The sequence below is a fragment of the Arthrobacter sp. USHLN218 genome, from assembly GCF_037144715.1.
In the GTDB taxonomy this organism is placed as follows: Bacteria; Actinomycetota; Actinomycetes; order Actinomycetales; family Micrococcaceae; genus Crystallibacter.
Genome location: NZ_JBBCYT010000011.1, coordinates 89,666 through 102,599, shown reverse-complemented (window position 1 = coordinate 102,599; position 12,934 = coordinate 89,666). Strand labels below are relative to the sequence as shown.

Here is a 12,934-nt window from a genome sequence, read left to right as displayed (position 1 = left end):
CGATAGGCTGGTCTGGTGACTTCCGAGAGCCATCCCCTGCCTGTCCCTGCGGCGGCCACCGCGCCGGCGAGGAACGGCGGCTTGTTCATCGCGTTCGAAGGAGGCGACGGGGCGGGAAAGTCCACGCAGGCTGCCGCTGTCCAGGCCCGCCTGGAATCACTCGGCCGCACCGTGCTCCGCACCCGGGAGCCCGGGGGAACACCGGTGGGCGAGAAGCTGCGCGCCCTGGTCCTCGAGCACGGCCACGGGGACATCGATTCGCGCACCGAAGCCCTGATCTTCGCCGCCTCGCGCGCGGCCCACGTCCGGCAGGTCATCGTGCCCGCGCTGGAACGCGGGGAAATTGTCCTGTGCGACCGCTTCATCGACTCCTCGGTGGCGTACCAGGGCGCCGGCCGCAGACTCGGGCTCGAAGCCGTCCGCGAACTCAATCTGTGGGCAACCGGCGGAGTCCTTCCGGACCTCACCGTCCTGCTGGACGTCGACCCGGAACGCGGCCGCGACCGCCGCGCCGCGGAGGGCGAAGACCGGATGGAATCGGAGCCGGACGATTTCCACTCGCGCATCCGCGCAGCTTTCCTGGAGCTTGCCGCCGCCCGGCCGGAGCACTACCTGGTGCTGGACGCCGGGCAGGACCGGGAGGAGCTGACCGAGGCCATCATGGAACGGATCTGCGGGATGCGCGGATGAGCGTCTGGACCGACCTTCCCGGACAGGACGCCGTGGTGGAGCAGCTCAGCCGTGCCGCGGCTGCCGAGCACCCGCACCATGCCTGGCTGTTCACCGGGCCCCCCGGTTCCGGCCGCTCCAACGCGGCCCGTTCCTTCGCCGCCGCGCTGGTCTGCGAGCAGCCCCGGCCGGAGGACCGCGGCTGCGGGGAATGCCATGCCTGCCGCACGGCCCTGGCCGGCTCCCACGCGGACGTGTCGGTCATGGCCACGGAGAACGTCACTTTCCGGATCGAGGACGTGCGCGAGTGGGTGACGAAGGCACAGGACAAGCCGTCCTCGGGACGGTGGCGCGTGATCATCATCGAAGATGCCGACCGGATGACCGAACGCACCACCAACGTGCTCCTCAAGGCCATCGAAGAGCCTCCGCCGCGCACCGTCTGGCTGCTCTGCGCGCCGAGTCCGGCGGACGTCCTGGTCACGATCCGCTCGCGCTGCCGCCCGGTGGGACTGCGGATACCGTCCATCGGCGACGTGGCCGAACTGCTGGTCCGCAGGGACGGGGCCACCCCCGAGCTGGCCGAGTTTGCCGCCCGTGTCTCGCAGAGCCACATCGGAGTGGCCCGCCGCCTGGCCCGGAACGAGGACGCCCGGACCCGCCGGGACACCATCGTCCGGCTTCCCCTCCGCCTCCGCGGAGTCTCCGACGCCGTGATGGCCGCGGGCGAACTGGTGGAACTTTCCAACGCGGAAGCGGCGGCCGCCGCCGAGGAACGCAATGCAGCCGAGCGGGAGGCGCTGCTGCACACGCTGGGCGCACCGGAAACCGGAACCCTGCCGCCGGCCATGCGCAGCCAGCTCAAGGCGCTGGAGGAAGAACAGAAGCGCCGGGCCAAACGCAGCCTGAGCGACTCGCTGGACCGGGTGATGATCGACCTGACCACATTCTTCCGCGACGTACTGACGCTGCAGCTGGGAACCCGGACGGAACTCGTCAACGAGTACCTGCGGCCCGAGCTGGCGGCCTTCGCGGAACAATCCTCCCCCGAACAGACGTTGGGCAGGTTGGACGCGATTGCCCAGGCCCGCAAGCGCCTGCAGACCAATGTGGCGCCCGTGCTTGCCATGGAAGCCATGGTGGTCAGCCTGCTGTGAAGCAGCGTCCGGTCCCCGACTCCCCTTGCCGACGACCCAGGAGTGGAATCCTTTAATGCGCCTATCACCGCGCCGAAGCCGCCGTGCCCTCACAACCGGAGCGGCCGCCGTCGTACTCCTGATGCTCGCGGGCTGCGGGCTGCTCCCCCAGCCGCCGGAGCCGTCCGCATCCGGGAACGCGGCGGATCCGGGCACGGTCGATCCGGCGCTCAAGTCCTATTACGCGCAGGACGTTGCCTGGAAGGACTGCGAACAGCAGTTCCAATGCGCCAAGGTCGAAGTGCCGATGGACTACGCCGAGCCGGACGGTGAACGGATCGAGATCGCGGCCATCCGCAGCTCGGCCGGGAACGGTTCGAAGGGGTCCATCCTGCTGAATCCGGGCGGCCCCGGCGGCTCCGGCTATGACACGGTGAAAGACTCGCTCGCGTACATGACCACCGAGGAGCTGCGCCGGAACTACGACATCGTCGGCTTCGACCCGCGCGGCGTGAAGCGCTCGGCCCCGGTGAAGTGCATGTCGGACAAGGAGAAGGACGAGGCGCGGCAGGTCCAGTACGACCTGGACACGGACGCAGGCCTGGCCGAGGCCGCGCGGGACTCCAAGGAGCTGGCCCAGGAGTGCGCCGAGAAGACCGGCGAGGTGCTCGGCCACGTGGACACCGTCAGCGCCGCCAAGGACATGGACATCCTGCGGGCCGCGGTGGGCGACGCGAAGCTGAACTACTTGGGCTTCTCCTACGGCACCTTCCTGGGCGCTACCTACGCCGATCTGTTCCCCGAGCGCGTGGGCCGCCTGGTGCTGGACGGAGCACTGGATCCGTCGCTGAGCAACGCCGAAGTCACCCTGGGGCAGGCCAAGGCGTTCGAGGCCGCCATCCATAGCTACGCGGAGAGCTGCCTGCAGTCCTCCGACTGCCCCATGGACGGGACCGCCGATGCCGCGGTGGGCCAGATCCGGGACCTGATCGCCGCGGTGGAGGACAATCCGATGACGGCCGCGGACGGCCGGCTGGTCACCGTCGGCATGTTCGTCTCCGGGCTCATCGTCCCGCTCTACAACGACCAGAACTGGCCCGCCCTGACCGCGGCGCTCAAGGGCGCGTTCGGCGGGGACCCGACGGAGATGCTGCGGCTGTCGGACCTCGGCGCCGAGCGGCAGCCGGACGGCAGCTACACCGGCAACAGCACCGAGGCCTTCACCGCGATCAACTGCCTCGACTACCCGATGGAGTCCGGCCTCGACGCCATGCGCGAGGAAGCCAAGGCACTGGAAGACGCCTCCCCCACCCTCGGCCGCTACTTGGCCTACGGCGGGACGACCTGCGAGAACTGGTCCTACGATGCCGTGCGGACGCCGGCGCCGGTGAAGGCCGAGGGCGCGGACCCCATCCTGGTAGTCGGTACCACCGGGGATCCGGCGACGCCTTACGAGTGGGCCGAATCCATGGCCGCGTCCTTCGAGTCAGCCTCCCTGCTGACCTTCGACGCCGAGGGCCATACCGCCTACAGCCGCGGCAACAAGTGCGTGCAGGACGCCGTGGACGCCTACTTCATCGACGGCACCATGCCGAAGGACGGGGCGGTTTGCTAAGCCTGTTTTGACCCGCGCGCGGATGCTCTCCTATAGTTATTCCTTGTGGATTCCGCCCGGCACAGCCGAGTGAATCCTCCGCCTCCTTAGCTCAGTCGGTAGAGCGTTTCACTCGTAATGAAAAGGTCGCCAGTTCGATTCTGGCAGGGGGCTCCGTTCAAAAGCCCTCGGATTCCAGTGGAGTCCGAGGGCTTTTCCGCTGTCCGATGCCTCGTGTCCGGTGGATGCCCGCCGCCCCCTAGCAGCCGCACTCCCCGCTGTACAGACCTCGGCCAGGACAGCGGCCCCGGCCCCGGCGTTGTTCACCTGGAGGACTGCCGCCAGCGTTGTTTCCCTCACATCCGCCAATAAATGCCCTAGTCAGCCTGTAAATGCCACGGCCATCCTGCGTACCGTGGTCGCGACCCCTGTATCTCGAATGATGGGAAGCGCGTGACCCGACGAAACGACCATTCTGCTGTTTCGGGCACTTCCGGAGGCCCTGCCGGTGACGGGAGGCGGCCGGCCAGCGGCCGCACCAGACTCAGGTCCCTACCGCTGCTGAACAACCTGGGCGCCGATCTCCCCGCGTCGCTCGTCGTCTTCCTCGTGGCCCTCCCGCTGTCCCTCGGCATCGCGGCCGCCTCCGGCGCCCCGGTGATGGCCGGCCTGATCGCCGCCGCCGTGGGCGGCATCGTGGCCGGAAGCCTTGGCGGCTCGGCGCTGCAGGTCAGCGGCCCGGCCGCGGGCCTCACCGTTGTCGTCGCCGGACTGGTCGATCAGTTCGGCTGGCAGGTGACCTGCGCGATCACCGCTGCCGCCGGCGTCGTGCAGCTCCTGCTGGGCCTGAGCAGGGTCGGGCGGGCCGCCCTGGCCGTTTCGCCCGTTGTGGTCAAGGCGATGCTGGCCGGCATCGGCATCACGATCGTGCTCCAGCAGGTCCAGGTCCTGCTCGGCGGCCAGCCGGAAGATTCGGCGCTCGCGAACATTGCCGCCCTTCCCGCCGCGGTGGTGGCGCTTGAACTGCAGGCCTTCCTGCTGGGCGGGACGGTCGTCGCCGTCCTGCTCGGCTGGAAGTACCTGCCCCGTCCGGTGCGGCGGGTTCCCGGACCGCTGGCGGCCGTGGCCCTCGGGACGGCGCTGTCGGTGCTGCTCGCGGCGGACGTCGAACGGATTTCGTTCAGCGGTTCGATATTCGACGCGGTCGCGCTGCCGAGCCTGCCGGAGGACAACTGGCGCGGGGTCGCCCTCGCCGTCGTTACGGTGGCCTTGATTGCCAGTATCGAGTCGCTGCTCTCCGCCGTTGCCGTGGACAAGATGCAGAACGGCCCGCGCACGAACTTCAACCGTGAACTCGTGGGCCAGGGGTCAGCGAACATGGTTTCCGGGATGCTGGGCGGGCTGCCGGTCACCGGCGTCATCGTCCGCTCCGCCACCAATGTCGAGGCCGGCGCGGCATCCCGGACCTCGGCGGTCCTGCACGGCGTCTGGATCCTGGTGTTCTCGGCGTTGTTCGCCTGGCTGATCCAGCTGATTCCGATGGCGGTGCTGGCGGGCCTGCTCGTGGTCATCGGCGCGCGGCTGGTCAAGCTGGCCGACATCAAGACGAGCCGCCGCACGGGCGACCTGCTGGTCTACGTCACCACGCTCGGGTGCGTGGTCTTCCTCAACTTGCTGGAAGGCGTCCTGATCGGCCTGGCACTGGCCGCGGCATGCGTGCTGTGGCGGATCCTCCGGGCGCCGATGCAGGTGCACGAACCGGCCATGCCCTCGGCGCCGTGGCGCGTCACGATCGCCGGATCCTGCAGCTTCTTCGCCCTGCCCCGGCTGAACCACGTGCTCCATTCGCTGCCCGAAGGCCGCGAGGTGGTGGTGGAGCTCAACGCCGACTACCTGGACCATTCCTTCCGCGAGGCCCTGCTCGCCTGGCAGGGCCAGTACTGCGCCTTGGGCGGATCCGTCGTGCTGGAAGAGCACGGGACCACCGCGTTCCGGGATGCCGCCGACTGCACGCCCGAACGCCAGGAACCGCGGGAGTTTCCGCTGCCGCCGAGGGCCTCCTGGCAGCCGGATCCGGCGGCCGCGCCCGGCGCGCCGTCCGGGGCTGCGGCCGCGGCCGCTGTCGGCGGGCAAACCGCAGCGGCGGATGCGGCGGGTAACGACGACGGCGGCGAGCCTCCCCTGAGGTCCATCCTCCTGGGCATTGACAAGTACCACCGCCGGTATGCCGACAAGGTCCGCCCGCTGGTGCAGGACCTGGCGAACGGCCAGAACCCCGACACCCTGTTCATCGCGTGCGTCGACTCCCGGGTCAACCCCAACCTCCTTACCAGCAGCGGTCCCGGCGACCTCCTGACCCTGAGGAACATCGGCAACGTGGTGTCCAGCGATGCTTCCGTGGATTCGGCGCTCTCCTTCGCCGTGCACGGTCTGTCCGTGGACTCGATCGTTGTCTGCGGACACTCCAACTGCGGGGCCATGAAGGCCGTGCTGGCCGACGCGGAGGGCGCGGGTTCCCCTTCGCTCGGCAGCGGCTTCGACGCGTGGCTCGACCATGCCCGCCCAAGCCATCGGGAGCTGGCGTCCGGCCACCCCGTCGCCCGCGCCGCGGCAGCAGCCGGCTACGGCAAGCTGGACCAGCTGAGCATGGTCAACGTGGCCCTCCAGCTGCGCAAGCTCGAGGAGCATCCGGCGGCCGGGCCGGCACTGGCGGAGGGGCGTATTGAGGCCATCGGCTTGTTCTACGACATCGCCACCGCCCGCGCCGTCCTGGTCACGCCCGATGGCATCGAGCGCCTGGCCCCTGCCCCGGAAGCGTCGGACGCCGGCCGCGCCGGGCAGGAACAGCCTGTCGCCTGACCCCGCAGGTTCCCGCCGCCGGCCATTGTCATGGTTCCGCGGGGAAGAGCACTATGGAACTAGGATTCCTGGGCAGACCTGTCGAATCCGCGCCGTTCCTGATGATGCCGGCGCCTGCCGCCATCATCAGGAACAGCGGACGCCGAACAGCGCCCGTTCAGCAACATGGCCAAGAAAGGAACGTCATCATGCCTGAGTTCATGGATGTTCATCACAACATGGTCGGGATCACCGCCGAGGCGCTGAGGGAAGCGCACAATGCGGACCTTGCTATCCAGGACGACGAGAAGGTCGTCTTCAAACAGGCATGGGCAGATCCCGAGAGCGGCGTCGTCTACTGCCTGTCCGAAGCGCCGTCGGCCGACGCGGTGCAACGGATCCACGAGCGCGCCGGCCACCGCGCTGATGAGGTGCACGCGGTCCCGCTTGTGGTCTGACGCCTGCCTGGAGCGAACCGGATCCCTGCTTCCGAGCGAAGCAGGGATCCTTCGTTTCCGCGCGCTGCTAGCGCGCGTCCCGCCCGTCCAGCAGCCGGACCGCCTCGGCGACGTCCTCGACGACGATGGCCGCCCGCCGTCGAACGCTTTCCGCCGCGCGGGCCGAGCCTGCCGCATCGGTGGCCAGCCGCGCCATGGCGGCTGCCTCGGCGGCGGCCGCGAGGGAATTGCCGGCCTTGGACAGGCAGCGGTGGACGGCCGAGAGGCTGCCGCCGGGGATGTCCAGTCCGTCGCTCGGGTGCAGCCTCTGGGCCTGCGCGCAGCAGGTCCGGACCTGCGGTAGCTGGGCGGACAGTTCGTTGGCGATCACGACGAGCTCGTCGTAGAGGGCGTCATCCGCTACGCCCTCAAGAACCTGGTGGTAGCGGTCCAGTCCGCGCATGAAGCGGTCGTGCGTGCGCCGCCAGATGCCCTTGCCCAGCTCCTTGTCATCCCGGCGGGCCTGCCGGGCGGCGCCGAAGAACTCCATCCGCTACAGGTACTGGCCCGGGCGCGGGTGGGCCGGCGCGTTCTCCGATTCGGACCCTTCGGCGCGGCGGGGCTCGCCGTCCTCGCCGATGACGACGCCGGGCGCGATGACGGTTCCCGGCGGCAGCTGGCGCAGCTGCAGGCGGGCGGCCATCTGCTGGGTTGCCGCCTGCTGGGCCGCGATGGCGGTCTGGATCCCGTGGAAGAGGCCTTCGAGCCAGCCGACCAGCTGGGCCTGGGCGATCCGCAGTTCGGCATCCGAGGGGATGGAGTCTTCACCGAAGGGCAGGTTGATGCGTTCGAGCTCGTCCATCAGCTCGGGCGCCAGGCCGTCCTCGAGTTCCTTGATGGACCGCTCGTGGATCTCCGCGAGGCGGGTGCGCGCGGCGTCATCGAGCGGGGCGCTGCGCACCTCCTCGAGCAGTTGCCGGACCATGGTGCCGATGCGCATGACCTTGGCCGGCTCATCCACCAGGTCGTGGAGCGAGGTGCCCTTCTTGCCGTTCTCCTTGGCCGGGGCCCGGACGGCGTCCGTTTCGCCGGACGCCACCGCGCCCTCGAGGACCGGATCGTCCGCCTGCGGTATCTGCTCGTCAGTCATGGTCTCATCTTGCCAGAGGATAGGGACATTCCGGCGGGACATCGGGCAGGCACCGCCGACGTCGTCCGCGACGGACAAAGGCACCGCCCGTTCGCTGTGCGCCAGCGGGCGGTGCCTTCATGCGTGCCGGTGGTGTCAGCAGCAGCGGCCTTCAGGGTTGCGATCCTGCCGGTCCGTCTTGTCCCGCCAAAACTCCCGCTCGGTCATCGGTGTGGCGCCGGGGTGGGTGCGGCGGTGGAAGTCCAGGTAATCCCGATAGGCGTTCTCGCCCATCATGCCCTTGAAGAACCAGACGAATCCGTGCCAGCCCTCGCGGGCTCGTGCCAGCGCATGGTTCATGACCGCTGCCCGTGATGGTGTGCGCGCTCCAGCCTGAGCTCATCCGGCAACTGGTTCCACTGCTTGTCCAGCTCGCGTTCCGCGGGCGTGGCGATCAGGCCGGCCGGTGCGTACGTGGCCGAGACGGTGGCGGGCTCCTCGTGGGAGGCCCCGCCGCCCCGCTGCCACGCCCTGATCGTGACGGCGATCGCCGTCGCAATCACAATGATGGTCAGGACCACGAACACGATGGACAGCGTGCCCTGGACCGTAGTGTTGCGGACAACCGCCTCCATCTCCGCGACCGACTTCGCGTTGCCGAAACTGGTCTCGCCGGAGGCCAGCGCCCCCCGGTACGCAGCGTTGTTGGCCCAGTAGCCCACGCGCACATCCGGGGAGAAGATCTTCAGGATGGACGCCCAAATAGTGATCACCGAGGCAAACGCCAGCGGCAGTGCAACGATCCAGAGGTACTTGAAGGCGCCGCGTTTGGCGACGATGGCCAGGCAAACCGCGAGCGCGATGGCGGCCAGCAACTGGTTCGCGATGCCGAACAGCGGGAAGAACGTGTTGATGCCCCCGAGCGGATCCGTAACGCCGAGGATCAGGATGTACCCCCACCCGGCGACCATGATGGCCGTGCAGATCCATACGCCCGGCCGCCAGGAGACGTTCTTGAACTGCGGAATGAAGTTGCCGATGGTGTCCTGGAGCATGAACCGCGCCACCCGGGTTCCGGCGTCGACCGCGGTCAGGATGAACAGCGCCTCGAACATGATGGCGAAGTGGTACCAGAAGCCCATCATGCCGACGCCGCCAATCAAACCGTGCATGATCTGCGACAGGCCCACGGCCAGCGTCGGTGCGCCGCCGGTGCGCGAGACCACCGATTCCTCGCCGACGTTCTGGGCCAGCTGGGTCAGCATGTCCGGCGTCAGGTTCACGTTGGCCAGGCCGAGGCTGTTCACAAACGCCACGGCGCCTTCCACCGTGCCGCCGGTGGCCGCCGCGGAGGCGTTCATGGCGAAGTAGATCCCGCGGTCGATCGAGAGCGCCGCGACCAGTGCCATGATCGCCACGAACGACTCCATCAGCATGCCGCCGTAGCCAATGAAGCGGCTCTGCCTTTCCTTGTGCAGCATCTTCGGCGTGGTGCCGGAGGCGATCAGGGCGTGGAATCCGGACAGGGCGCCGCAGGCGATGGTCACGAAGAGGAAGGGCCACAGCGCGCCGGGAACCACGGGCCCGTCCACCCGGCCGGCGAATTCGCTGAAGGCCGGGACGTTGATCTCGGGCCGGACCAGCACGATGGCCACGGCCAGCATGATGATGGTGCCGATCTTCATGAACGTGGACAGGTAGTCGCGCGGGGCCAGCAGCAGCCACACCGGCAGTACCGCGGCGATGAAGCCGTAGACGATGATGCCCCAGGCGATGGTGGTGCGGTCCAGCGTGAACAGGGCCGCCCCCCACTCCGTCTCGGCGATCCAGCCGCCGGCGACGATGGCGGCGATCAGCAGCACGAACCCGATGATCGAGACCTCGCTGACCTTGCCCGGACGCAGGTAACGCAGGTAGACGCCCATGAACAGAGCGATCGGGATGGTCATCGACACGGAGAAGACGCCCCATGGGGACTCGCCCAGCGCGTTGACCACCACGAGCGCCAGGATGGCCACGATGATGATCATGATGGCCAGCGTGGCGATTAGCGCCGCCGTGCCGCCGACGACGCCCAGCTCCTCGCGCGCCATCTGGCCCAGCGAGCGGCCGCCGCGGCGCATCGAGAAGAACAGCACCAGGTAGTCCTGCACCGCACCGGCCAGGATCACGCCGATGATGATCCAGATGGTTCCGGGCAGGTAGCCCATCTGCGCGGCCAGCACGGGTCCGACGAGCGGCCCGGCGCCGGCGATCGCGGCGAAGTGGTGGCCGTACAGCACCCGCCGGTCAGTGGCGACGTAGTCCTTGCCGTCCGCCTTGTACTCGGCGGGCGTGGCCCGCAGGTCATTCGGCTTCGTCAGCTTGTTCTCGATGAACTTCGAGTAGAAGCGGTACGCGATGAAATAGGTACAGACCGCGGCGAAGACGAACCAGATGGCATTGATCGGCTCGCCGCGGACGATGGCAATCATGCTCCAGCTCACGCCCCCGAGCAGGGCGATGCCGACCCAAATGGCGATCTTCGTCGGCGTCCATGTCCGGTCTTCGGCTGCGATCACCGCGGGGTCTAGGGCGACGGGCGGAAGGTTGGGGTCCTGGACCAACACTGTGGAGTCCGGGTCCGGGTCCCGGTCCCGTCCAGGCAGTGGTGCGGATGTCTGGCTCATGATGCTCCCTCGATCAACGAAGCGACCTTATAATTGCAGGCTAACAGCAGCATGCTATGGGTCACAGCCTTTGGCCGCTAAATCTGGCACCGGCCGAGGATCATCCCGCTGACCTGCGGTTATTCAGCTACGGTCAGGAGGACTTTCCCGATGTGATCGCCCGAATCGAAGTACTCGTGCGCCGCGGCGGCCTGCGCCAGCGGAAAGGTCCGGCCCACCTGCACCTTGATATCGCCGGAAGCCACCAGCGGCCAGACATGATCACGGACCGCCTGAACGATGGCGGACTTCTCCTCCGCCGGCCGCGCGCGCAGGGTGGTGGCAATGACCGCGGCCCGCTTCGCCATCAGCTTGCCCAAATCGAGCTCGGCCTTGGCCCCGCCTTGCAGTCCGATGACCACCAGCCGGCCGGCGGTGGCCAGCGCGTCGAGGTTGCGCTGCAGGTACTTGGCGCCGATGACATCGAGGATCACGTCCGCCCCGCGGCCGCCGGTGGCTTCCTTGACCCTCTCGACGAAGTCTTCCTCCCGGTAATTGACCAGCAGCTGGGCGCCGAGCGGTCGTACGACGTCGAGTTTCGCCTGGGAGCCGGCCGTCACCATCGGGATCCCCCCGAAGGAGCGGACCATCTGCACGGCCATCGTTCCGATGCCTCCGGCGCCCCCGTGGATCAGGACGCTCTCGCCTGCCTGCACGCCGGCCGCCATGAAGAGGTTGGAGAACACCGTCGCGGCGGTCTCCGGCAGGCTTGCGGCGTCCAGCAGGGAGACCCCGGGCGGCACCGGCAGCAGCTGCCCGGCCGGAACAGCCACCCGTTCGGCGTAGCCGCCGCCGGACAGCAGGGCGCACACCTCGTCCCCGGCTTTCCAGCCCTCCACGCCCTCGCCCACGGACGAGATCCGGCCGGACACCTCGAGCCCGGGAATGTCGCTCGCGCCCGGAGGCGGCGGATACACGCCGCGGCGCTGCTGCACATCGGCCCGGTTCAGGCCTGCGGCAACGACGTCGACGATCACCTCGCCCGCCCGGGCTTCCGGAGCCGGAACATCCCGCAGCTCAACCACTTCGGGTCCGCCTGCGCCCTGGTAGAAAACGGCCTTCATCTGCGCCTCCTGGAGCTCGGGGAAAGAGGACTGGTCTTTTGATATCTCCAGCGCCTCCATGCCACACTACTAGTCAGGGAAGGTTGTCCGAGCGGCCGAAGGAGCTGGTCTTGAAAACCAGTAGGCGGCAACCCCGTCTCATGGGTTCAAATCCCATACCTTCCGCTCCTGAAAACGGCGAGGGCCCCGGCAACGGGGCCTTTTCCGTTTAAGGGACCGGTTTCCTGCGGGGCAGGGCCCCCTTAAACGAAGCGGCCCGGCGCCCGCCCGAGGGCGCCCGGACGGCCCTTGTCCGTCCTCCCCGCCGCCGCTATTGTCGGAATTGGCCCCGCCTGCGCGCCGCCAGCCACATTTCCACACTCCTTCCGGCCCCTGAGCGGACCGTCTCCCTGCGTTTCCAGCAAAGGAGCTCCAGATGTCAGACCGCGAAACCTTCCCCTCCGGCATTCCCTGCTGGATCGACCTGTTGAGCTCGGACCCGGACAAGGCCCAGGCTTTCTACACCGGCCTCTTCGGCTGGACCGCCGAGACATCCGGTGAGGAGTACGGCAACTACGTCATCTTCTCCAAGGACGGCCATCCGGTGGCCGGCCTGGCCAGGAACGAACAGCAGGGCCAGCCCGACTCGTGGTCCGTCTACCTGTCCTGCCAGGACGTCTCGTCCACGGCCGATGCCGCCGCCGAGGCGGGCGGCCGGATCCTGGCCAAGCCCATGAAAGTCGGGGACCAGGGCTCCATGTCCGTTTTCCTCGACCCCACCGGCGCGGTCATCGGCGCCTGGCAGCCGGACCAGATGAAGGGCTTCGGGCGCGAGGGCGACGAGGGCGCGCCGGCCTGGTTCGAGCTCTCCACCCGCGACCACGACACCGCCGTCGGGTTTTACGAAAAGGTCTTCGGCTGGAGAACCGAAGAGATGAGCGATGCCGCCGATTTCCGCTACACCCTGAACGCCCCCTTCGAGGAGTCGAGTGCCGGCATCTACGATGCGGCGGCCCACCTGCCGGCCGGGGCTCCCTCGACGTGGCAGGTGTACCTGGCCGTGGCGAACGCGGACGACGGCGCCGCAAAGGTACTCGAGCTCGGTGGCACGGTGCTTCGGGAACCGTGGGATTCGCCCTACGGACGCATGGCCCAGGTGGCGGATCCGACCGGTGCCGCATTCATGATCAGCACAGTTAAATAGGCCTTCGCTCCCCCAGTCAAGGGGAGACATGACGAACAGCATGTCCTGAAGGCAATGTTTCAGGAAACTATTCCCCGTGTTCTTACCGCCCGGTAACCTGCAGTTCATCCCGTCGCGATGGGGTGGAACGGGCGTGCGCGCGCGACGCATCCTGCCGCAGCTGCCGGCATTCCCCG

At 68.4% G+C, this 12,934-nt stretch carries 11 protein-coding genes and 2 tRNA genes; 8 read left to right on the top strand and 5 right to left on the bottom strand.

Going from position 1 to position 12,934, the window contains the following annotated elements; genetic code table 11:
* Positions 1 to 15 precede the first annotated feature (15 nt).
* From tmk to WFH44_RS19995, 6 genes are all read left to right on the top strand, one after another.
* Positions 16 to 690, top strand: coding sequence for a dTMP kinase (tmk, locus tag WFH44_RS20020; protein WP_442892940.1), 675 nt, complete (start codon positions 16 to 18; stop codon positions 688 to 690).
* Positions 687 to 1,826, top strand: a complete 1,140-nt coding sequence (locus WFH44_RS20015) for a DNA polymerase III subunit delta' (RefSeq protein ID WP_336716200.1) — start codon at positions 687 to 689, stop codon at positions 1,824 to 1,826. The genes tmk and WFH44_RS20015 overlap by 4 nt, the downstream gene beginning before the upstream one ends.
* Before the next feature lie 55 nt (positions 1,827 to 1,881).
* The gene (locus WFH44_RS20010; RefSeq protein WP_336716198.1) at positions 1,882 to 3,420 is read left to right on the top strand and encodes an alpha/beta hydrolase; all 1,539 of its coding nucleotides are present in this window, start codon (positions 1,882 to 1,884) and stop codon (positions 3,418 to 3,420) included.
* A gap of 80 nt (positions 3,421 to 3,500) precedes the next feature.
* Positions 3,501 to 3,573, top strand: a tRNA-Thr gene (locus tag WFH44_RS20005).
* Between the two features lie 384 nt (positions 3,574 to 3,957).
* Complete coding sequence (locus tag WFH44_RS20000; RefSeq protein WP_336716243.1) at positions 3,958 to 6,258, top strand: bifunctional SulP family inorganic anion transporter/carbonic anhydrase; 2,301 nt, start codon at positions 3,958 to 3,960, stop codon at positions 6,256 to 6,258.
* A gap of 188 nt (positions 6,259 to 6,446) precedes the next feature.
* Positions 6,447 to 6,695, top strand: a complete 249-nt coding sequence (locus WFH44_RS19995; RefSeq protein ID WP_262107815.1) for an SCO4226 family nickel-binding protein — start codon at positions 6,447 to 6,449, stop codon at positions 6,693 to 6,695.
* Between the two features lie 67 nt (positions 6,696 to 6,762).
* Here WFH44_RS19995 and WFH44_RS19990 read toward each other — a convergent pair whose 3' ends face one another.
* The 5 genes from WFH44_RS19990 to WFH44_RS19970 form a co-directional block, all read right to left on the bottom strand.
* On the bottom strand, positions 6,763 to 7,224 hold the full coding sequence (locus WFH44_RS19990) for a hypothetical protein (protein WP_336716196.1): 462 nt from the start codon (positions 7,222 to 7,224) through the stop codon (positions 6,763 to 6,765).
* Between the two features lie 3 nt (positions 7,225 to 7,227).
* Complete coding sequence (locus WFH44_RS19985) at positions 7,228 to 7,824, bottom strand: bacterial proteasome activator family protein (protein WP_336716194.1); 597 nt, start codon at positions 7,822 to 7,824, stop codon at positions 7,228 to 7,230.
* Between the two features lie 135 nt (positions 7,825 to 7,959).
* The gene (locus WFH44_RS19980; protein ID WP_336716192.1) at positions 7,960 to 8,163 is read right to left on the bottom strand and encodes a YbdD/YjiX family protein; all 204 of its coding nucleotides are present in this window, start codon (positions 8,161 to 8,163) and stop codon (positions 7,960 to 7,962) included.
* Positions 8,160 to 10,472 (bottom strand): carbon starvation CstA family protein, encoded by a 2,313-nt coding sequence (locus WFH44_RS19975; protein ID WP_336716191.1) that lies wholly within the window; start codon positions 10,470 to 10,472, stop codon positions 8,160 to 8,162. Before WFH44_RS19975 ends, WFH44_RS19980 begins: the two co-directional genes overlap by 4 nt.
* A 119-nt stretch (positions 10,473 to 10,591) precedes the next feature.
* Positions 10,592 to 11,575: an NAD(P)H-quinone oxidoreductase gene (locus tag WFH44_RS19970; RefSeq protein ID WP_336716190.1), complete on the bottom strand. Its 984-nt coding sequence runs from the start codon at positions 11,573 to 11,575 to the stop codon at positions 10,592 to 10,594.
* 77 nt (positions 11,576 to 11,652) lie between these two features.
* On the opposite strand from WFH44_RS19970, the gene WFH44_RS19965 reads away from it, so the two are divergent.
* Positions 11,653 to 11,740 (top strand) — tRNA-Ser (locus tag WFH44_RS19965).
* Between the two features lie 250 nt (positions 11,741 to 11,990).
* Complete coding sequence (locus WFH44_RS19960) at positions 11,991 to 12,758, top strand: VOC family protein (protein WP_336716188.1); 768 nt, start codon at positions 11,991 to 11,993, stop codon at positions 12,756 to 12,758.
* Positions 12,759 to 12,934 lie beyond the last annotated feature (176 nt).